At 55.0% G+C, this 21,329-nt stretch carries 20 protein-coding genes and 1 pseudogene; 12 read left to right on the plus strand and 9 right to left on the minus strand.

All coding sequences use genetic code 11. The features are described from left to right. Window positions 1–173 (plus strand): LysE family transporter (locus tag H7A81_RS16115; protein ID WP_182058042.1); only part of this gene is annotated, 173 nt, incomplete at its 5' end. Window positions 174–176: 3 nt separating this feature from the next. Here the strand turns inward: H7A81_RS16115 and cmoB are convergent. The 3 genes and pseudogenes from cmoB to H7A81_RS16130 all read right to left on the minus strand — a co-directional run bounded on the left by cmoB (window position 177) and on the right by H7A81_RS16130 (window position 2,767). Beyond that, window positions 177–1,145 (minus strand): tRNA 5-methoxyuridine(34)/uridine 5-oxyacetic acid(34) synthase CmoB, encoded by a 969-nt coding sequence (gene cmoB, locus H7A81_RS16120; RefSeq protein ID WP_058960189.1) that lies wholly within the window; start codon window positions 1,143–1,145, stop codon window positions 177–179. Next, window positions 1,142–1,868 (minus strand): annotated as a pseudogene (cmoA, locus tag H7A81_RS16125) (carboxy-S-adenosyl-L-methionine synthase CmoA). The gene cmoB and the pseudogene cmoA overlap by 4 nt, the downstream one beginning before the upstream one ends. Before the next feature lie 77 nt (window positions 1,869–1,945). Beyond that, window positions 1,946–2,767, minus strand: a complete 822-nt coding sequence (locus tag H7A81_RS16130; RefSeq protein WP_182058043.1) for a DUF72 domain-containing protein — start codon at window positions 2,765–2,767, stop codon at window positions 1,946–1,948. Window positions 2,768–2,999: 232 nt separating this feature from the next. Here H7A81_RS16130 and aspS point away from each other — a divergent pair, with 232 nt between their 5' ends. The 6 genes from aspS (at window position 3,000) to ruvB (ending at window position 8,680) form a co-directional block, all read left to right on the plus strand. Continuing rightward, the gene (gene aspS, locus H7A81_RS16135; protein WP_182058044.1) at window positions 3,000–4,781 is read left to right on the plus strand and encodes an aspartate--tRNA ligase; all 1,782 of its coding nucleotides are present in this window, start codon (window positions 3,000–3,002) and stop codon (window positions 4,779–4,781) included. After that, window positions 4,781–5,212 (plus strand): dihydroneopterin triphosphate diphosphatase, encoded by a 432-nt coding sequence (gene nudB / locus H7A81_RS16140; protein WP_034828648.1) that lies wholly within the window; start codon window positions 4,781–4,783, stop codon window positions 5,210–5,212. Before aspS ends, nudB begins: the two co-directional genes overlap by 1 nt. 324 nt (window positions 5,213–5,536) lie before the next feature. Continuing rightward, window positions 5,537–6,280 carry a YebC/PmpR family DNA-binding transcriptional regulator gene (locus H7A81_RS16145; RefSeq protein ID WP_034828649.1) on the plus strand — a complete coding sequence of 248 codons (744 nt, stop codon included), beginning with the start codon at window positions 5,537–5,539 and terminating at the stop codon, window positions 6,278–6,280. Between the two features lie 37 nt (window positions 6,281–6,317). Next, window positions 6,318–6,845, plus strand: a complete 528-nt coding sequence (gene ruvC, locus H7A81_RS16150) for a crossover junction endodeoxyribonuclease RuvC (protein ID WP_182058045.1) — start codon at window positions 6,318–6,320, stop codon at window positions 6,843–6,845. Between the two features lie 207 nt (window positions 6,846–7,052). Beyond that, on the plus strand, window positions 7,053–7,667 hold the full coding sequence (ruvA, locus tag H7A81_RS16155) for a Holliday junction branch migration protein RuvA (protein ID WP_034828652.1): 615 nt from the start codon (window positions 7,053–7,055) through the stop codon (window positions 7,665–7,667). A gap of 8 nt (window positions 7,668–7,675) precedes the next feature. Continuing rightward, window positions 7,676–8,680, plus strand: coding sequence for a Holliday junction branch migration DNA helicase RuvB (ruvB, locus tag H7A81_RS16160; protein ID WP_097116855.1), 1,005 nt, complete (start codon window positions 7,676–7,678; stop codon window positions 8,678–8,680). Window positions 8,681–8,750: 70 nt separating this feature from the next. On the opposite strand, the gene znuB is transcribed toward ruvB, so the two are convergent. Continuing rightward, a complete protein-coding gene (znuB, locus tag H7A81_RS16165) occupies window positions 8,751–9,536 on the minus strand; it encodes a zinc ABC transporter permease subunit ZnuB (RefSeq protein WP_034828656.1) in 786 nt (261 codons plus the stop codon). After that, window positions 9,533–10,288 (minus strand): zinc ABC transporter ATP-binding protein ZnuC, encoded by a 756-nt coding sequence (gene znuC, locus H7A81_RS16170; RefSeq protein ID WP_034828872.1) that lies wholly within the window; start codon window positions 10,286–10,288, stop codon window positions 9,533–9,535. The genes znuB and znuC overlap by 4 nt, the downstream gene beginning before the upstream one ends. Window positions 10,289–10,365: 77 nt before the next feature. On the opposite strand from znuC, the gene znuA reads away from it, so the two are divergent. The 3 genes from znuA to lpxM all read left to right on the plus strand — a co-directional run bounded on the left by znuA (window position 10,366) and on the right by lpxM (window position 13,785). After that, entirely contained in the window at window positions 10,366–11,337 is a 972-nt protein-coding gene (znuA, locus tag H7A81_RS16175) for a zinc ABC transporter substrate-binding protein ZnuA (RefSeq protein ID WP_058960184.1), read from the plus strand. 14 nt (window positions 11,338–11,351) lie between these two features. Then, a complete protein-coding gene (gene mepM / locus H7A81_RS16180; RefSeq protein ID WP_034828661.1) occupies window positions 11,352–12,680 on the plus strand; it encodes a murein DD-endopeptidase MepM in 1,329 nt (442 codons plus the stop codon). 127 nt (window positions 12,681–12,807) lie between these two features. Next, window positions 12,808–13,785 (plus strand): lauroyl-Kdo(2)-lipid IV(A) myristoyltransferase, encoded by a 978-nt coding sequence (lpxM, locus tag H7A81_RS16185; protein WP_058960183.1) that lies wholly within the window; start codon window positions 12,808–12,810, stop codon window positions 13,783–13,785. Window positions 13,786–13,810: 25 nt separating this feature from the next. Here lpxM and H7A81_RS16190 read toward each other — a convergent pair whose 3' ends face one another. The 3 genes from H7A81_RS16190 to H7A81_RS16200 all read right to left on the minus strand — a co-directional run bounded on the left by H7A81_RS16190 (window position 13,811) and on the right by H7A81_RS16200 (window position 17,544). Beyond that, complete coding sequence (locus tag H7A81_RS16190) at window positions 13,811–15,046, minus strand: MFS transporter (protein WP_182058046.1); 1,236 nt, start codon at window positions 15,044–15,046, stop codon at window positions 13,811–13,813. 92 nt (window positions 15,047–15,138) lie between these two features. Further along, window positions 15,139–16,581, minus strand: a complete 1,443-nt coding sequence (pyk, locus tag H7A81_RS16195) for a pyruvate kinase (protein ID WP_038646525.1) — start codon at window positions 16,579–16,581, stop codon at window positions 15,139–15,141. A 117-nt stretch (window positions 16,582–16,698) separates the two neighbouring features. Continuing rightward, window positions 16,699–17,544 carry a MurR/RpiR family transcriptional regulator gene (locus tag H7A81_RS16200; protein ID WP_166932368.1) on the minus strand — a complete coding sequence of 282 codons (846 nt, stop codon included), beginning with the start codon at window positions 17,542–17,544 and terminating at the stop codon, window positions 16,699–16,701. 373 nt (window positions 17,545–17,917) lie between these two features. Here H7A81_RS16200 and zwf point away from each other — a divergent pair, with 373 nt between their 5' ends. Continuing rightward, a complete protein-coding gene (gene zwf, locus H7A81_RS16205) occupies window positions 17,918–19,393 on the plus strand; it encodes a glucose-6-phosphate dehydrogenase (RefSeq protein WP_034828667.1) in 1,476 nt (491 codons plus the stop codon). A gap of 185 nt (window positions 19,394–19,578) precedes the next feature. Beyond that, window positions 19,579–20,217 carry a bifunctional 4-hydroxy-2-oxoglutarate aldolase/2-dehydro-3-deoxy-phosphogluconate aldolase gene (locus H7A81_RS16210; RefSeq protein ID WP_034828669.1) on the plus strand — a complete coding sequence of 213 codons (639 nt, stop codon included), beginning with the start codon at window positions 19,579–19,581 and terminating at the stop codon, window positions 20,215–20,217. Between the two features lie 81 nt (window positions 20,218–20,298). Here H7A81_RS16210 and purT read toward each other — a convergent pair. Further along, window positions 20,299–21,329: formate-dependent phosphoribosylglycinamide formyltransferase (gene purT, locus H7A81_RS16215; protein WP_182058047.1), on the minus strand; the 1,031-nt coding region annotated here is incomplete at its 5' end.

Consider the following 21,329-nt stretch of genomic DNA (forward strand, 5'->3'; position numbering starts at 1 on the left):
TGATGGCGTTAACGCATATGATGATTGGCTTGGTATGGAATGCGATATTGATTGGCGGCAGTCAGTATTTTGCGGCGCATCTGCGTCGCCCAACAGTGCTGAAAGTGATGGATCGTTTGACGGGCTGTGTGTTTATCGGTTTCGCCGCGAAGCTGGCGCTGTCGCGGCGTTAAGCATTACGGCTTGCGTGCCACCAGTACCGCGCGTAGCGGTGCTGGATAACCTTCAATGGTTTTGCTGCTGTCGTTAGGATCAAGGAACTCGGCCAGCGATTCGCTGGTCATCCAGCTGGTGCGACGTTGCTCTTCCACTGACGTCACCGCGTAATCCGCGATGCGCACATCGACAAAACCACACTTCTCCAGCCAGCCTTTCAGCGCTGCAGCAGACGGAATAAAGTAAACGTTGCGCATCTGCGCATAGCGTTCACCCGGCACCAGAACGGTGTTTTCATCGCCCTCAACGACCAGCGTTTCCAGCACCAGCTCTCCCTCGCTGACCAGCTGGTTTTTCAACTGCAATAAATGATCGAGCGGCGAGCGGCGATGATACAGCACACCCATGGAAAACACCGTGTCGAAAGCCTGCAAGGCGGGCAGTTGTTCGATGCCAAGTGGCAGCAGATGGGCGCGACGATCGTCCCCCAGCAGCTTACGCACCGCTTCGAACTGACACAGGAACAGTTGCATCGGATCGATGCCGACCACCAACTTCGCGCCCGCGCCAATCATGCGCCACATGTGATAACCGCTACCGCAGCCGACATCCAGCACCGTGCGATGGGTTAACGGCGAGATGTGCGGCAGTACGCGATCCCATTTCCAGTCCGAGCGCCATTCGGTATCAATCTCGGTGCCGTAAAGGGAATAAGGACCTTTGCGCCAGGGCATCAGGTTGCGCAACAGGTTTTCAATACCAAGACGTTGGCGATCGGTGAGATCGTCAGCCGTGGCCGTGACGCTGTTGACCAGATCCAGCGTTTGCGGGTTCAGCAGCGGCAAGTAATCCACTGACTTTTCCCAGTCGCGGAATTTACCGTGCAGATTCTCGCGCTGCCAGGCTGCGACTTGTGCGGGTAAAACTTCCAGCCAGCTCGCCAATGGGCCGGTGGCGATTTGCTGATAAAAACGGCCAAAATCAATCATTTCAACGCTACCAAAGAACCAAAGTTAAAGCACTGGAACCACAATTCCGCATGGGCAAATCCGGCAGTTTTCAGACGCGCTTTGTGCGCTTCTACACTGTCGGTGAGCATGACGTTTTCCAGCATGCTGCGTTTCTGGCTGATTTCCAGTTCGCTATAACCGTTAGCACGCTTGAAGTCGTGATGCATGTTGAACAGCAGTTCGCCCACTTCGCCATCTTCAAAGCTGAATTTTTCAGACAGCACCAGCGCACCGCCAGGGTTCAGGCCTTTAGCGATCTTTTTCAGCAGTTCCAGGCGCGCAGGCGGCTCAAGAAATTGCAGGGTAAGTTCAGCACCCCATCGAAGCGTTTTCAATGTGGATGTCCTGAATATCCGCTTCAATCACCTGCACCGGCGTATCTGCGCGGAAAGCGTCAATGTGACGGCGGCAACGCTCCACCATCGCCGGAGAGTTATCCACGGCAATAATCTGGCAGCCGGGCACATGAATATTGCGGCGCACAGAGAGCGTGGCGGCACCCAGCGAGCAGCCGAGATCGTAAACCTGGCTATCAGGCTTCACAAAGCGTTCTGCCAGCATGCCAATCATCGAAATGATGTTGGAATAACCCGGCACCGAGCGCTGAATCATATCGGGAAAGACTTCAGCCACGCGCTCGTCAAAGGTCCAGTCACCCAGCTTATCGATGGGCGCAGAGAATAGCGTATCGCGGTCAGACATAATGAAAAGTCCGGAGAGAGGAATCGGAAAGGGCGCTATTCTGTCAGAAAGTCCCGCAGGCTGCACCCGCTTTGAGTTTAGAACAAGCTGCTTTGTTGCGGCCAGTCGGGCAGATTGCGCAGCGAAGGCTCAAGCTGCAACAGTTGAGGCCACAGCGCCTGTAGTAAGGGAAACACCTCGCCCATATCCGGCGTATGGATAAACAGCATCGGATCGCTGTCCGTCTGCCACTCCGCCAGTTTATGTTGCCAAGGCAGGAACAGCGGCACGCTCTCATCCACGCTATCGCTACCGATAAAGCGCACCATTGGTTGCGAACCGCTGCGCACAGCATGCGGTGGCACGCGCGGTTTTTTCGCCCGGGCGTCCACGGCGGCGGCGCTTTGCGAAGTCGAGGCGTGCACCGGACGGCTATCGAGGATCACGCGATTCACGCCGCGTTCCAGCAGGCCACGGTTGAACGCGCGCTCAGCCCCGCCTTTGGCAAAAAACTGCTCGTGGCGCACTTCAACGCCATAACTAAACCCGCGCGGCAGGCTATCGAGGAACAGCCACAAGTCTTTCAGTTGCGCGGGTGAGAAGGCCGCCGGCAGTTGCAGCCAATACTGCCCGATGCGCTGGCTCAACGGATTGAGCAAGCGGAAGAATTCGTTCAGCAGTTCATCGCAGTTCCGAAGCGCGGCTTTGTGGCTGATGCTGTTGGGAAATTTAAAGCAGAAGCGAAAGTCATCGTGCGTCATATCGCGCCAGCGCATCACTGCTTCCGGCGAGGGCAGCGCATACAGCGTGGTGTTGCCTTCCACGCAGTCAAACAGCTGGGCGTAATCCGCCAGGGTTTCCAGACCATACTGCTTCCAGCGGGGATGCTGCCATTGCGGTAATCCAATGCGAAGTGTCAAACGCGGCTCCTGATCCTTTTACGGGCGGGAATAGGCCGGGTAATGTACCCTGTTTTGGTGTCGGCAGGAAAATCCGCGCGATAAACCGCAATGTTTTGCCCGCTTTGATCTGGCTCTACTTATCCTGCCTGGGTTTTTCCATTATAATAGCCGCCTTTTTTGCGACAGCATCTCAGAAGGTTACGCGGCCTGATGCTGTCTGGCAGCAGCGGCGAAGTTAAAAGGATACGTTATGCGTACAGAATATTGCGGACAGCTCAATCTGTCTCACGTGGGTCAGCAAGTCACTCTCTGCGGTTGGGTTAACCGCCGTCGCGATCTGGGCAGCCTGATTTTTATCGATATGCGCGACCGTGAAGGTATCGCTCAGGTATTCTTCGACGCCGATCATCAGGACGCTTTCCAGCTGGCCTCTGAACTGCGTAACGAATTCTGCATCCAGATCACCGGTACCGTGCGTGCGCGTGACGAGAAGAACCGCAATAGCGATATGGCCACCGGCGACATTGAAGTGTTTGCTCACGCGCTGAACATCATCAACCGCGCTGAACCTTTGCCGCTGGACTCTAACCAGACCAACAGCGAAGAAGCGCGTCTGACCTATCGCTATCTGGACCTGCGTCGTCCGGAAATGGCGCAGCGTCTGAAAACCCGTGCGAAAATCACCAGCTTCGTGCGTCGCTTTATGGATAACGAGGGCTTCCTCGATATCGAAACCCCGATGCTGACCAAAGCCACGCCAGAAGGTGCGCGTGACTACCTGGTGCCAAGCCGTGTGCATAAAGGCAAATTCTACGCACTGCCGCAGTCACCGCAGCTGTTCAAACAGCTGCTGATGATGTCTGGTTTTGACCGCTACTATCAAATCGTGAAGTGCTTCCGTGATGAGGACTTGCGTGCTGACCGTCAGCCAGAATTTACTCAGATCGATGTGGAAACCTCTTTCATGACCGCCGAGCAGGTGCGTGAAAAGATGGAGCGTCTGATTCGTGAACTGTGGATCGACGTGAAAGGCGTGGATCTCGGTGACTTCCCGCAAATGACTTTTGCTGAAGCTATGAACCGTTACGGTTCTGACAAACCCGATCTGCGCAACCCAATGGAGCTGGTGGACGTGGCTGACCTGCTGAAAAGCGTGGAATTCCAGGTGTTCGCTGGCCCGGCTAACGATCCGAAAGGTCGTGTTGCCGCGCTGCGTGTGCCGGGTGGTGCAGCGCTGACGCGTAAGCAGATTGATGAGTACACCAAATTTGTTGAGATCTATGGCGCCAAAGGTTTGGCGTGGATGAAGATCAACGAGCGTGCAAAAGGCTTCGAGGGTGTACAGAGCCCGGTGGCGAAGTTCCTGACGCCTGAAATCGTTGAAGCGATTCTGAACCGCACCACTGCGCAAGATGGCGATCTGATCTTCTTCGGTGCTGACCGTGCCAAAATCGTCACTGATGCGCTGGGTGCACTGCGTCTGAAAGTGGGCCGTGATCTGAAGATTACTGACGAAAGCATGTGGGCACCGCTGTGGGTCATCGACTTCCCAATGTTTGAAGCGGATGAAGAGGGCGGTCTGGCTGCGATGCACCACCCGTTCACCTCGCCTAAAGAACTGACGGCTGAACAGCTGGCGGTCGACCCGACGCAGGCCGTGGCGAACGCTTACGATATGGTGATCAATGGCTACGAAGTGGGTGGCGGTTCCGTGCGTATCCACAACGGTAACATGCAGCAGACCGTATTCAGCATTCTCGGTATTACCGAAGAAGAGCAGCGCGAGAAGTTTGGCTTCCTGCTGGATGCCCTGAAATACGGCACACCACCGCACGCGGGCCTGGCCTTTGGTCTGGACCGTCTGACGATGCTGCTGACCGGCACCGACAACATCCGTGATGTTATCGCGTTCCCGAAAACCACCGCAGCGGCGTGCCTGATGACCGAAGCGCCAAGCGAAGCCAACCCGGCGGCGCTGCTGGATCTCGGCATTCTGGTGGCTCCGAAGAAAGAAAAGTCAGAGAACAAGTAATGGGCTATAAACATCCGGTTTCAGTGCTGGTGGTGATTTTTGCGCGAGATACTGGCCGGGTGTTAATGCTGCAGCGACGGGATGATGAAAGTTTCTGGCAATCCGTAACGGGCAGCCTCGAAGCGGGTGAGAGCCCGCGTCAGGCGGCACAGCGCGAAGTGTCAGAAGAGCTGGGTATCGACGTTGCGGGCGAACAGCTGGTGCTGGACGATTGCCACAAACACATTGAGTTTGAAATCTTCCCGCACTATCGCCATCGCTACGCACCTGGCATCACGCACAACCGCGAACATTGGTTCCGGCTGGCACTTCCGCAAGAGCGCGATCTCCTACTTACGGAGCATCTCGCCGCGCGCTGGCTCGATCCTGCCGCAGCCGCAGCCCTGACCAAGTCCTGGAGTAATCGCCAGGCAATCGAAGAATTTACCTGAATGCCCGCCGCCGCGCGTTTTTCAGGCGACGATTAAGGTAGATTCCACGAATTCGACGAAGCGCATTTCCTTCGTGTTTAAATCCGGTGCCAGACATTTATCTCGCACCGCTAAAATTGAACAGATGGCGTAATCGGCACAGATTGTCAGTTCTACGCCGCCCAATATTGAACAGTCAGGCGTTATCGGCGCAGCAAGGTTGTTCACCGCCAGCGCGCAGCAACCGGAGCGTACTTTTGTACGTGAGGATTGCGAGCACTGCCGGGGGACAAGATTGCAAGTGAGATAGCCTGCACCCTGTTAAAGATCGGAGAAATAGTAAAGATGGCTGGACACAGTAAGTGGGCAAATACCAAGCACCGCAAGGCGGCGCAGGACGCTAAGCGCGGTAAAATCTTCACCAAGATCATCCGTGAGCTGGTGACCGCAGCGAAACTGGGCGGCGGCGATGCCGGATCGAACCCGCGTCTGCGCGCAGCAATGGACAAAGCCCTGTCCAACAACATGACCCGTGACACCATGAACCGTGCGATTGCACGCGGCGTGGGCGGCGAAGATGATTCCAACATGGAAACCATCATCTATGAAGGTTACGGTCCAGGCGGCTCAGCGGTGATGATCGAGTGTCTGAGTGACAACCGTAACCGTACCGTGGGCGAAGTGCGTCACGCCTTCACCAAAACCGGTGGCAACCTCGGCACCGACGGTTCCGTTTCTTACCTGTTCAGCAAAAAGGGTGTGATCTCCTTTGCGCCAGGCCAGGATGAAGATGCGGTCATGGAAGCGGCGCTGGAAGCCGGTGCGGAAGACGTGGTGAGCTACGACGACGGTGCGATTGATGTGTTTACCGCGTGGGAAGAGCTGGGTGCGGTGCGTGATGCGCTGGAAGCCGGTGGCCTGAAGGCGGATACCGCTGAAGTCTCAATGATCCCTTCCACCAAAGCGGAAATGGATGCGGAAACCGCACCGAAACTGCTGCGTCTGATCGACATGCTGGAAGACTGCGACGATGTGCAGGAAGTTTATCATAATGGTGAAATTTCTGATGAGGTCGCGGAAACGCTGTAATGGCGTTTTCCATTAACCTAACAGCCGGAGGCGCGTAGTGGCGATCATTCTCGGGATTGACCCCGGCTCGCGCGTCACCGGTTACGGTGTGATTCGTCAGGTTGGCCGCCAGCTCAGCTATCTGGGCAGCGGCTGCATCCGCACCAACGTCACCGATCTACCCTCTCGCCTCAAATTGATTTACGCCGGGGTGACAGAAATCGTCACCCAATTCTCGCCAGACTATTTTGCTATCGAGCAGGTATTTATGGCGAAGAATGCGGACTCAGCGCTTAAGCTGGGCCAGGCGCGTGGCGCAGCGATTGTCGCGGCGGTGAATCTCGATTTGCCGGTGTTCGAATATGCAGCACGTCAGGTCAAACAAACGGTAACCGGCACCGGTGGGGCAGAAAAAAGTCAGGTTCAGCACATGGTGCGCACCTTGCTGAAACTGCCCGCTAACCCACAAGCTGATGCCGCTGATGCGCTGGCGATTGCCATCACCCATTGTCACCTGAGCCAAAACACCACGCGATTGAGTGACGCTAAGCTGGTGATGACGCGTGGGCGATTGCGGTCCGGCTGACGAAAACCCAAACATTGAAGGCTGGATATTGATCCAGCCTTTTTTATGATATAAATACCCGTCATATTTCCACTGGCTGGTGCGCGAGCTACCCTTGTTCACCTGAATCACTGACCTCAGTGCGTTCATCGTCATGCGCTCGCTTGCCGCTTTAACGTCAGCGGAAATCAATCAGGTATTTTTAGGATTACATAAGGAACTGCTCAGGTGATTGGTCGCTTACGAGGCAATATTCTGGAAAAACAGCCGCCGCTGGTGTTGATTGAGGCGCACGGTGTGGGTTATGAAGTGCACATGCCAATGACCTGCTTCTACGAGCTGCCGGAGATCAATCAGGAAGCGATTATCTTCACCCAGTTTGTGGTGCGTGAAGATGCGCAGCTGCTGTTCGGCTTCAACAACAAACAAGAGCGTGCGCTGTTCCGTGAGCTGGTGAAAGTGAATGGCGTGGGGCCAAAGCTGGCACTGGCAATCCTTTCTGGCATGTCAGCACAACAGTTTGTGACCGCCGTTGAGCGTGAAGAGATCGCGTCATTGATCAAGTTGCCTGGCGTCGGCAAGAAAACCGCCGAGCGTCTGGTGGTGGAGATGAAAGACCGCTTTAAAGGCATGCACGGCGATCTGTTTGGCAGTGATTCGACCTTCACATTGACCACGCCGTCTGAAGCGCCAGCCGCGAATGACGCTGAAGCTGAAGCGGTCGCTGCACTGGTGGCGCTGGGTTATAAACCGCAAGAAGCCAGCCGCATGATCAGTAAAGTCGGCAAACCTGATGCGGATTGCGAAACGCTGATCCGTGAAGCTCTGCGCGCAGCTATTTGAGGTAATGCATGATTGAAGCCGATCGCCTGGTCTCGGGCGTCTCTATAAATGAAGAAGAGAGCCTCGACCGTGCCATTCGTCCTAAGCTCCTGGCGGAATACGTGGGGCAACCGCAGGTGCGCGAGCAGATGGAGATTTTCATCAAAGCAGCGCAACTGCGTGGCGATGCGCTGGACCATCTGCTGATTTTCGGCCCGCCGGGATTAGGTAAAACCACGCTGGCTAACATTGTGGCGAATGAGATGGGCGTGAATTTACGTACCACTTCTGGTCCGGTGCTGGAGAAGGCAGGCGATCTGGCTGCGATGCTGACCAACCTCGAACCTCATGACGTGCTGTTTATCGATGAGATCCACCGCTTATCACCGGTGGTGGAAGAGGTACTCTATCCGGCGATGGAAGACTATCAGCTGGATATTATGATTGGCGAAGGCCCAGCGGCGCGCTCAATCAAACTTGATTTGCCCCCCTTTACCCTGATTGGCGCCACCACGCGCGCGGGCTCGCTGACCTCGCCGCTGCGCGATCGCTTTGGTATTGTGCAACGCCTTGAATTTTACAACGTACCGGATCTGCAACACATCGTCAGCCGCAGTGCAGCGTGCTTAGGATTGGCATTGAGTGAAGAGGGCGCGTTAGAAGTGGCGCGCCGTGCCCGCGGTACACCTCGCATCGCCAACCGTTTATTGCGTCGCGTACGCGATTACGCTGAAGTTCGCGCCAACGGTGTGATGAGTGGTGAAGTCTCTGCCAGCGCACTCGATATGCTCAACGTCGATAATCAGGGTTTCGATTACATGGACCGCAAGCTGTTGCTGGCGATCATCGATAAGTTCTCGGGTGGTCCGGTGGGGTTGGATAACCTGGCGGCGGCGATTGGTGAAGAACGGGAAACCATTGAAGATGTGATTGAACCCTTCCTGATTCAACAAGGATTCATTCAGCGCACGCCGCGCGGCCGTCTGGCCACGCAGCATGCCTACAAGCATTTCGGCATCAGCCGCGACGAGTAATGCTGGCGTTCGTCCGGCTGCGCGATTTCACGATCGGGCATTCGCTAAGGGGCCATTAATGGCCCCTTTATTACGCCGCCGGCTTTTTCGCCATACTAAAGATGAACAGCACAGCGGCGCACAGCACCACGGAAGGGCCGGCGGGTGTATCGTAAGTGGCGGAGAACGTCAGTCCGCCGGTGACCGCCAGAATACCGATAATCACCGCAAAACCGGCCATCTGTTCCGGTGAACGGGAGAAACGACGTGCGGTGGCAGCGGGAATAATCAACAGTGAGGTGATAATCAGTGCACCGACAAACTTCATTGCCACACCAATGGTCAAGGCGGTGACCAGCATCAGCATCAGGCGCGTGCGTTGAATGTTGACGCCATCCACTTGAGCTAACTCCGGGCTGATGGTCATCGACAGCAGTGAGCGCCACTGCCATGCCATCACCGCCAGTACAATGGCCACGCCAGCGCCCATCATCCACAAATCATCCGGTGTCACCGCCAGCAGATCGCCAAACAGATACGCCATTAAATCGACACGTACACCCTGCATCAGGCTGACTACCACCAAACCCAGCGACAGCGCGCTGTGAGCCATAATACCGAGTAACGTATCAATGGCCAGATGCGGACGACGCTCCAGCCACACTAATCCCAGAGCCAGAAATACAGTCACCAGAATCACTGCATAATAGGGATTCACATTGAGCAGCAGACCAAAGGCCACGCCGAGCAGCGAAGCGTGCGCGAGAGTATCGCCGAAATAAGACATGCGGCGCCAGACCACAAACGAGCCAAGCGGACCCGCCGCCAGCGCCAGCAGTACACCACCGAGCCAGCCGGGTAATAACAGTTCAATCATGACGGACCATTTCCTTTGCGCAGCACAATGCGTCCCTGTAAATCGTGACGGTGATTGTGATGATGGCGATAGATAGCCAATTGCTGCGCGCCGCGTGGGCCGAACATGGCGATAAATTCTGGATGCTGTGACACCGCTTCCGGTGTGCCGGAACAGCAGATGTGATGGTTGAGGCACAATACCTCGTCGGTTTTTGCCATCACCAGATGCAGATCGTGTGAAACCATCAGCACGCCACAGTTGAGCTCCTGACGAAGTTGATCGATCAAATCGTAGAGCGCCACTTGCCCATTTACGTCAACGCCTTGCGTAGGTTCATCTAACACCAGTAACTGGGGTTGATTGAGCAGGGCACGCGCCAGCAGTACGCGCTGGGTTTCACCACCTGAGAGTTTTTGCAGGGGGGCATTCAGCAGATGGCCCGCCTGCACGCGTTTCAAAGCCGGGAGAATAGCATCTCGCTTGCTGCCACGCGTCAGACGCATAAAACGTTCAACGGTGATCGGCAGTGTCGGGTCGATGTGCAATTTCTGTGGCACGTAGCCGATGCGTAACCCGGGCGCGCGTTTGACCGTGCCACCCGTGGGCGCGAGAAGGCCCAGCACCGTCCGGACCAGCGTCGATTTGCCCGCGCCGTTCGGCCCAAGCAGCGTAAGTATTTTCCCTGGCTCCAGTGTCAGGCTAATACCTGCTAGCACAGGGCGCTGGGAAAACTTGACGGAGATGTTTTCAAGTGTAACAAGTGACGACATATTATTTACGGGTTGCATTGAATTTCGAATGTTATAATATCACATTCCATCAACAGGTCACGATGGAATGACGCATTATGTTACACATTAAGCAGCGCTTCGCTTTCACTCTTCCTGCTGCGGCTCTCGCCGCCGCCTGCGCGATGCCCGCGCACTCAGCCGTAGTGGCTTCAATCAAACCGATCGGATTTATCGCAGCGGCCATTGCCGATGGCGTGACGCCAGTGGAAGTGCTGTTGCCCGATGGCGCTTCAGAGCACGATTATGCTTTACGTCCCTCTGATGTAAAACGTATTAAAAACGCGGACTTAGTGGTATGGGTTGGACCAGAAATGGAGGCGTTTCTGACCAAGTCAGCGGCAGAGTTACCTGAGGCTAAAAATCTCGAAATAGCGGCGATGCCAGGGGTGAAACCGCTACTGATTCGTGGTGGTGAAGACGAGGACGAACATGAGCACGGTCACGATCATGAGCATGACTCAGATAAGTCTGATGACCAGGAGCCGTCTCATACACACCACCACCATGGTGAGTTTAATATGCACCTGTGGATGTCACCTGAGATTGCGCGACAATCTGCGGTTGCAATCCACGGAAAATTATTGGAACTTATGCCGCAAAGCAGAGCCAAACTTGACGCGAACCTGCAGCAGTTTGAAGCAGAATTAGCAGATGCGGATAAGCATATTGGCGCGCAGCTTGCCCCCGTTAAGAGTAAGGGTTATTTCGTTTTTCACGATGCGTACAGCTACTTTGAAAAACACTACGGTTTGTCTCCTGCTGGACATTTTACCGTCAACCCTGAGATCCAACCGGGCGCCCAGCGTTTACATCAAATACGAACACAGTTGGTTGAGCAAAAAGCCGTATGCGTTTTTGCTGAACCACAATTCAGGCCGGCCGTCATCGATGCCGTGTCACGCGGAACCAACGTGCGCAAAGGCACACTTGACCCGCTGGGCATGGGAATCAGCTTAACCAAAGACAGCTATGTGAAATTCCTCTCACAGTTGTCGAGCCAGTATGCGAGCTGCCTGAATGGAGCATAGAGGAATAAGTAAAAGTGCAGCAGATAGCCCGCTCTGTCGCCCTCGCATTTAATAATTTGCCGCGTCCCCACCGCGTTATGCTGGGTTCATTAACCGTTATCACGTTGGCCGTCGCTGTCTGGCGGCCTTACGTTTACCATCCCCATGATGTTGCCCCCATCGTGAAAGACATCACGCTGGACAAAAACGAACTGCGCACGCTGTTACCCGAAGCCAGTGAGCCGATTGATCAGACCACGGTTGAACCGGAAGAAGAGATTCCGGCCGATGACATCGATAAAGATGTGCAGGACAACCCGAATCAACACGATTACACCGTTTCCTCTGGCGATACCCTGAGCAGCGCACTGAATCAGTACGGTATTGATCTCAGTGATATCAATGCGTTAGTCAATAGCGATAAAGACTTCCGTAACCTGCGCGTCGGCCAGCAACTCAGTTGGACGTTGGATGCGGATGGTCAACTGCAAAACTTTACCTGGGAAGTGGATCGCCGCGAAACCCGCACTTACGAGCGCCAGCCGAATGGCAGCTTTAAGATGCAGCAGGAGATGCAAAAGGGCGAGTGGCAAAATAGTGTGCTGAAAGGTGAAGTGCGTGGCAGCTTTGGTGCAAGCGCCCAGCGTGCCGGCTTGACCAGTGCTGAAACCAGCAATGTTATCAAAGCCATGCAGTGGCAGATGGATTTCCGCAAACTGCGCGCCGGTGACGATTTTAGCGTGCTGATGTCCCGCGAGATGCTGGATGGCAAAAGTGCGCAGAGCCAGCTGCTTGGCGTGCGTCTGCGTACCGGTGGCAAAGATTACTACGCGTTCCGCGCGGAAGATGGCAAATTCTACGATCGCAACGGCTCAGGCCTTGCCCGTGGTTTTATGCGCTTCCCGACGGTGAAACAGTATCGCGTTTCCTCCAACTTTAATCCGCGCCGTCTTAACCCGGTAACGGGCCGCATCGCACCACATAAGGGTGTCGATTTCGCGCTGCCGATCGGTACACCGGTATTGGCCGTGGGTGATGGTGAAGTGGTGATGGTCAAAAATGGCGGGGCGGCGGGTAACTACGTGGCCATTCGTCACGGTCGTCAGTATATGACCCGTTATATGCACCTGAGTAAGGCGCTGGTGAAACCAGGACAGAAAGTGAAGCGCGGTGACCGTATTGCGCTGTCAGGCAACACAGGGCGTTCTACGGGGCCACATCTGCATTACGAAGTGTGGATCAACAATCAGGCCGTCAATCCACTCACGGCGAAACTGCCGCGTATGGAAGGGCTGACTGGTAAAGATCGCAGCAACTATCTGGCGGACGTGAAGAGTTATCTGCCACAGCTGGCACTGAAATAACCCATTTCTGTAGCCAATAGTGAAAAAACCGACGAATTATTCGTCGGTTTTTTGCTATCTGACGCATGATGATTGCAAAATTAACTACCGTCACTATCATTGTCCCGTCATTGTCAGAGGCGAGTGCATGGAAACCCGAAAGAAAAATAACAGTGAATTTATTCCCGTTTTTCAACGTTCTTTTTTAAAACCGAAATACTGGGGCAATTGGCTGGCGATTGGTGCGCTGGCGGGTATGGCAATGCTGCCTGCCAAAGTCCGCGATCCGATTTTGGGTGGATTGGGGCGGTTTGCCGGTAAGCTGGCAAAAAGTGCGCGTCGTCGTGCGTTGATCAATCTCTATTATTGCCTGCCGGAGTTAAGCGAAGCACAGCGCGAAGAGATTGCTGATCGTATGTTTGCCACCGCGCCACAGGCGATGGTGATGATGGCTGAGTTGGGGATGCGCGATCCGGCTCGTGTGCGCCAACGCGTTGACTGGCACGGCCGTGAAATTATCGAAGCCCTGCAGGCCAACAATGAGAACGTGATTTTTCTGGTGCCGCACGGTTGGGCCGTGGATATCCCGGCGATGCTGCTGGCGTCAGAGGGCCAGATGATGGCGGCCATGTTCCATAATCAGAGCGATCCGCTGCTGGATTATGTGTGGAACACCGTACGCCGTCGCTTTGGTGGCCGCATGCATGCACGTAATGACGGCATTAAGCCATTTATCGCCTCGGTGCGTCAGGGCTATTACGGTTACTATCTGCCGGACCAGGATCACGGCCCGGAGCACAGTGAATTTGTGGATTTCTTTGCCACCTATAAAGCAACACTGCCAGCGGTCGGCCGATTGATGAAAGTGTGTCGAGCGCGCGTGGTGCCACTGTTTCCGGTGTACAACAGCGAGACCCATCGTCTGGAAATCTATGTGCGTCCGCCGATGGACGATTTGCTGGATGCCGACGATAACACCCTGGCGCGGCGAATGAATGAGGAAGTTGAGATATTTGTGCGGCCGCATCCAGAGCAATACACCTGGATTTTAAAGCTGCTGAAAACGCGTAAAGAAGGGGATATTGAACCTTATGCGCGTAAGGAGCTTTATCCTCGCAAGAAATAACGAAGGGGCCGATTGGCCCCTTTGATTATTCTACCGCTTCAACGTGGCTGCGTCGGATACGTTCACGCAGGAACAGTGTGACCAGGCCAAACCACAGCACACCCGCCGCAAAGTTGATGCCGCTGAACCATGGCGTGCCACCACTGAAGTAGCCTGCTTTCGCCAGTTCAATCCCGATGGCCAATGTCAGAATACTGATCATTCCCAGCATGGCTGCCACGCTGCCTTTACCTTCGCTGCTGGAATACAGCGTCAGACGATACAGACCGGCGTTGACCATGCCCGCACCAAAGGCATACAGACTTAATCCTGCGGTCAGCAACAGGTAGGTATGGCTGTCGAGCAGGTTAGCCAGCAACGAGATGCTTAAACCCAGCAGAATCGGCCACGCCGCGAATTTGACCGGCTGCTCGATGGGAACGCGACCCGCCAGTTTACCCAGCGTCAGGTTGCCAGCGATCATGGCAAGGAACACTGGCAGTTGCAGCAACGCATACTCCATGCGCGATAAGCCCTCGTCATGCATCAGAATCACGGGTGACAGGGCAACCCAGGTTAGAATCGGAATAAACACCAGGCCAATAGCGAAAGATCCATACATCACCTGACGATCGCGAGCCAGACGGCCATAGGCGCGCGCCAGATTCGGCAGGGCAATGGAGTGGCTACGATCGCCAGCGGTTTCCGGCATGATGCGCCACAGCACCACAAAGGCCACCACGCTACAAATCGCAAACAGCCAGAACATGCTGCGCCATTCACCCACGGTTAACCAGGCGGCACCCGCCAGCGGACCGGCCAGCGGGGCTAAGAGGGCCACGTTGGCCATTAGCGCCATCATGCGCACCGCTAAAGCCTCATCAAACGCCTCCTGCACGGCGGCGTAACTGACTGCACCGATAAAGCACAGGCTGATGCCCTGGATAAAGCGCAGGGTGACAAACTGTTCGATGTTCGTGACCCAGGTGGTCAGAATGCAGGCCGCAGCAAAGAACAAAATGCCGAACAGCAGGACTGGACGGCGACCATATTTGTCCGAGAGCGGGCCGAGCAGCCACTGCAGCACCACGCCGCCCATCAGATAAGCAGTAAGAGAAGTCGACACCCATTCCGGGCCGACGTTGAATTCAGAAGTGACCAGCAGCATGCCGGGCTGAATCATGTCATGGGCGATGTAAGTCGCGAACTCAAACAACACCAGCGCGAGCGGGAACAGCAGCACCCGTCCGGTGAGTTGGGTAATCGGTTGATAGCGGGCCATCTGGCCTCCTTGTCAGAAAAAATAAAAACGCGACTGCCAGGCAGTCGCGTTTATCCATGTTGTTACAGCCGCTGTGAGTGGTGCGTGAGCGTTTAGTCTACGCGCAGAACACGGCTGGTGTTGGTGGTGCCGGTGGTTGCCATCACGTCGCCCTGGGTGACAATCACCAGGTCGCCCGAGACGAGGAAACCTTTGTCGCGCAGCAGGTTCACTGCATCATGCGCGGCGGCTACACCATCATTGTTGCTGTCGAAGTAAACCGGCGTCACGCCGCGATACAGCGCAGTCAGGTTCAATGTACGTTCGTGACGTGACATAGCGAAGATCGGCAGGCCAGAAGTGATACGTGACGTCATCAGCGCAGTACGGCCCGATTCGGTCATGGTGATGATGGCAGAAACCCCCTGCAGGTGGTTGGCTGCATACATCGCGGACATCGCAATCGCTTCTTCCACGTTGTCGAACTGCACTTCAAGACGGTGCTTAGACACGTTGACGCTTGGGATTTTTTCCGCACCGAGACACACTTTCGCCATCGCAGACACGGTCTCCGCTGGATACTGACCGGCAGCGGTTTCTGCTGACAGCATCACGGCATCGGTACCATCCAGCACGGCGTTCGCCACGTCCATCACTTCAGCGCGGGTTGGCATCGGGTTGGTGATCATCGACTCCATCATCTGCGTGGCGGTGATGATGGTACGGTTCAGCTGACGCGCACGACGAATCAACGCCTTCTGGATCCCTACCAGTTCTGGATCGCCAATTTCAACGCCGAGGTCGCCACGCGCGACCATCACCACGTCAGAGGCGAGAATGATATCATCCATCGCTTCCTGAGACGCAACGGCTTCTGCACGTTCGACTTTGGCCACCAGTTTGGCATCACAACCTGCATCGCGCGCCAGGCGGCGAGCGTAGTTCATGTCTTCACCATTTCGCGGGAATGACACGGCCAGGTAATCCACGCCGATTTTCGCGGCGGTAATGATATCGACTTTATCTTTCTCCGTCAGCGCTTCGGCAGACAAACCGCCGCCGAGTTTATTGATGCCTTTATTGTTGGAGAGCGGGCCGCCGACGGTGACTTCGGTGAAAACTTTTACACCCTGAACTTCCAGCACCTTCAACTGTACACGACCATCATCCAGCAGCAGGATGTCGCCCGGCACCACGTCTTCTGGCAGACCTTTGTAGTCGATACCGACTTTCTCTTTATCACCTTCGCCTTTGCCCATATCCGCATCCAGCAGGAAGCGATCGCCGACATTCAGGAAGACTTTGCCTTCTTTGAAGGTGGAAACACGAATTTTTGGACCTTGCAGGTCGCCCAGAATCGCCACGTGACGGCCAAGCTTAGCGGCAATCTCACGCACCTTGTTGGCGCGCATCTGGTGGTCTTCCGGGGTGCCGTGGGAGAAATTGAGTCGCACCACGTTCGCGCCCGCCGCGATGATTTTTTCGAGGTTATTGTCGCGATCGGTGGCTGGGCCGAGGGTAGTTACGATCTTGGTTCTTCTGAGACGTCTTGACATGAAGGACTCCGTTGACAAAGGTTCGTGTCACTCTCAAGGGGACACGGTGTAATCGCATATTCTATATGATCGATGGGCTGTGATTCGACTCACATTGTGAATGTGATGTTAATTATTTTACAGCGCCCGCTTTTCCAGGCGTGAATCCTTAAGCGCTTCTTTCACCCGTTTCAGATTTTCGCGGAAAGCCGCGCCACGCTCAAGGGTAAAACCTGTCGCCAAAACATCAACCACGGTTAATTGCGCAAGGCGGGAAACCATCGGCAGGTAGATATCCGTATCTTCAGGTACATCGAGCGTCAGTGCGAGGGTTGCTTCTGCCGCAAGGGGTGAACCCGGAGAGGTGATAGCCAGTACTGTGGAAGCGTTTACACGCGCCAGGCGAGCCAGTTCTATCATATTTTTGGTTCGACCAGTATGTGATATGAGAACAAAAACGTCATTTGGTCCACTATTTATGCAACTCATGCGCTGGATCACAATATCCTCTGACCAGATGACCGGCAGATTAAAGCGCAGGAATTTATTGGTCGCGTCGTGCGCCACAACCGCAGAGGCGCCGAGACCAAAAAAGGCGATTTTTTGTGCCTGAGTCAGGGCTAGAACCGCTTGATCAATGACCTGAAGATCCAGCTGTTGGCGCACATGGCTTAAGCCGGCGAGGGCGGAATCAAAAATCTTGTGGCTGTAACTTTCAACACTGTCATTTTCTTCCACATCGCGACTGACCCAGTTCGGACCTTTTGCCAGACTCTGTGCCAGTCGTAACTTGAAATCGGGGAAGCCACGCGTACCCATACGATGACAAAAGCGATTGACGGTCGGTTCGCTGACGTCGGCGGCACGGGCCAGGGTGGCGATGCTGGAGTGCATAGCCTGCTGCGGAGCGGCCAGAATCTGTTCTGCCACTTTCCGTTCTGATTTGCTCAGCGCGTTAAGTTGCGCCTGAATATGTTCCAGCATGTCGTTAACCCGATGCGTCTCAATCACTTTCGTCGCGTTCATCACCTGATAAAACGCTGCCAATTCACAACAATATACCGTGTAATACACCCTCGCACGCAGCAGCGGACAAATGTAAGCGCGTTTTTTTTGTCATACTTTGATCGTTGCCGGGTTTTATCCCGACAAACATCGAAACAGAAAAAGCGCGAAAAGCGCACACCACAACACACCTTTGTTCGCCATCATGTTCAAAGTAATGGCTAATGCCACACCGCGTCTGGGTTGTTCCGATGCGGGGAAAAAAGTACATTGTGCTGTAAGAAAATTACAATAAGGACCTGGGATGATGAGGACGCTCAAACCGGGTATATCCTGCAACGAGGAGAGGAAAATGGCGGTAACACAAACAGCCCAGGCATGCGATCTGGTTATTTTCGGTGCCAAAGGCGATCTTGCTCGCCGGAAACTGTTGCCTTCACTGTATCAGCTGGAGAAAGCCGGTCAGATTCACGACACCACACGCATCATCGGCGTGGGGCGCGCGGAGTGGGACAAAGACGCGTACACCAAAGTGGTGCGTGAAGCGCTGGAAACCTTCATGAAGGAGAAAATCGACGAAGCGCTATGGGATAAACTCAGCAGCCGTCTCGATTTCTGCAACCTCGACGTTAACGACACCTCGCATTTCACCAAACTGGGCAAGATGCTTGACCAGAAAGATCGTGTCACCATCAACTACTTCGCTATGCCGCCGAGCACCTTTGGCGCCATTTGCGATGGACTGGGCGCCGCCAAGCTGAATGCTAAACCGGCGCGCGTGGTGATGGAGAAGCCGCTCGGCACCTCGCTCGAGACCTCGCAAGAGATCAATGACAGCGTTGGCAAGTACTTCGAAGAGAGCCAGGTGTTCCGTATTGACCACTATCTCGGTAAAGAGACGGTACTGAACCTGCTGGCTCTGCGTTTCGCCAACTCTATCTTCGTGAATAACTGGGATAACCGTACCATCGATCACGTGCAGATTACCGTGGCGGAAGAAGTGGGTATCGAAGGTCGTTGGGGTTACTTCGATAAAGCTGGCCAGATGCGCGACATGATCCAGAACCACCTGTTGCAGATCCTCACGATGATCGCCATGTCACCGCCATCCGATCTCAGTGCGGATGCCATCCGTGATGAGAAAGTGAAGGTGCTGCGTTCGCTGCGTCGTATTGACCAGACCAACGTGCGTGAAAAAACCGTGCGTGGCCAGTACACCGCCGGCTTCGTGCAGGGCAAAAAAGTACCAGGCTATCTGGAAGAAGAGGGCGCGAACAAGCAGAGCGCCACCGAGAGCTTCGTGGCGATCCGTGTTGATATCGACAACTGGCGCTGGGCGGGCGTGCCGTTCTACCTGCGTACCGGTAAGCGCTTGCCGACCAAATGCTCTGAGGTTGTCGTGTACTTCAAGAACCCAGAGATGAACCTGTTCAAAGACTCTTATGCTGAACTGCCGCAGAACAAGTTGACCATCCGACTGCAGCCGGACGAAGGTGTGGATATCGAGATTCTGAACAAAGTGCCGGGTCTGGATCACAAGCACAAACTGCAGACTACCAAGCTGGATCTGAGCTACTCCGAGACCTTCAACCAGTCGCATCTGGCGGATGCCTATGAGCGTCTGCTGCTGGAGACCATGCGCGGTATTCAGGCGCTGTTTGTACGCCGTGACGAAGTGGAAGCGGCGTGGGGCTGGGTGGATTCCATCATTGATGCATGGAACGCCGATGCTGAAGCGCCTAAGCCATACCAGGCTGGCACCTGGGGCCCGGTGGCTTCCGTCGCGATGATTACGCGTGATGGCCGTTCGTGGAATGAGTTTGAATAAGCCTTGAAATCTAAGCCCGCCAATGAGCGGGCTTTTTTGTGCCCAAAATTCATTTCTCTTAAAATTGAACCAGAGTTTCAATAATTTTTGATATCCGATAGACGCCGCTCCAGCCAATCTTGTATGGTAGAGCCCAAACATTGACAGCCGGATGCGAGTCGGGCTGATGCCACTAAGGAAACGTGATGAAGAACTGGAAAACCACTGCTGAACAGATCATGACTACGGGCCCGGTTGTGCCGGTGATCGTGGTGAATAAACTGGAACACGCCGTGCCGATGGCCAAAGCGTTGGTGGCCGGCGGTGTGCGTGTGCTGGAAGTGACGCTGCGTACGCCGGTGGCGATGGACGCGCTGCGTGCGATGATCAAAGAAGTGCCAGAAGCGATTGTCGGTGCGGGCACAGTGATCAACACCCAGCAGCTGAAAGAGGTGACTGATGCCGGTGCGCAGTTCGTGATCAGCCCAGGTCTGACCGAGCCGTTACTAAAAGCCGCAGTTGAAGGTCCGGTACCACTGATTCCGGGCATCAGCACCGTTTCTGAACTGATGTTGGGTATGGATTATGGCCTGCGTGAGTTTAAGTTCTTCCCGGCTGAGGCGAATGGTGGTGTGAAAGCGCTGTCAGCGATTGGCGGTCCTTTCCCACAGGTGCGCTTCTGCCCAACCGGCGGTATCTCACCGGCCAACTATCGTGACTACCTGGCGCTGAAAAGCGTGCTCTGTATTGGTGGTTCGTGGTTGGTGCCGAACGATGCGCTGGAAAGCGGCGACTGGGATCGCATTACGCGTCTGGCTCGCGAAGCCGTTGAAGGCGCGAAGTAACGCATCTGGCAGGGTGCGAATCATTGGAACTGAAAGGGCGGCCTGGTGGCCGCCCTTTTTCGCTGTCAGCAGCTGAGGGAATTAGCCCTCTACTTTCACGGCTGCGGCACTCGCCACGGCACGTGCAATCGCCTCATCGGTATTGTCACCGGTAGCCAGCGCCACGCCCAGACGACGTTGACCAGCAATCTCTGGCTTGCCGAACAGACGCAACTGCAGTCCCGCACCCAATCCCGCTTCGATGTTCACGAACTGCACATTGTTGCTATCCAGCTGTGGCAGAATCACCGCCGAAGCCGCCGGGCCATACTGGCGAATGCCACCGATTGGCAAGCCAAGGAACGCGCGCACATGCAGAGCAAACTCGGACAGATCCTGAGAAATCAGCGTCACCATGCCGGTATCGTGTGGGCGTGGCGAGACTTCGCTAAACACCACCTCATCACCGCAGACAAACAGCTCAACGCCAAACAGACCGTATCCGCCCAGCGCTTTCACCACTTTAGATGCGATATCTTGTGCACGCTGCAGAGCCAGGTCGGTCATCTGCTGTGGCTGCCAGGATTCACGATAATCGCCATCTTCCTGACGATGACCAATCGGCGCGCAGAAATGGATGCCATCCACTGCGCTGATGGTCAGCAGGGTGATTTCGAAATCAAATTTCACCACACCTTCGACGATCACGCGACCGGCACCGGCACGTCCGCCTTGCTGCGCGTAATCCCAGGCTTTATCCAGCTGGCTCGCTTCGCGGATGAAACTCTGACCTTTGCCCGATGAGCTCATTACTGGTTTAACGATGCACGGAAAACCAATTTCATTGGCGGCTGCGACGAAATTCTCTTTGCTGTCAGCGAACTGATAGGTTGAAGTCGGTAACGACAACTCTTCTGCCGCCAGACGGCGAATACCTTCGCGGTTCATGGTCAGGCGCGCTGCACGCGCGGTAGGTACCACTTTCTGGCCTTGAGCTTCCAGTTCCAGCAGTTTTTCAGTGGCAATAGCTTCAATTTCTGGCACCACAAAGTGCGGCTTCTCCAGCGCAATTAACGCAGCCAGCGCATCACCGTCCAGCATATTGATCACATGGCTACGGTGTGCAACGTGCA

The sequence above is a fragment of the Pantoea sp. ME81 genome (assembly GCF_903970985.1).
GTDB classification, from domain to species: domain Bacteria; phylum Pseudomonadota; class Gammaproteobacteria; order Enterobacterales; family Enterobacteriaceae; genus Pantoea; species Pantoea communis.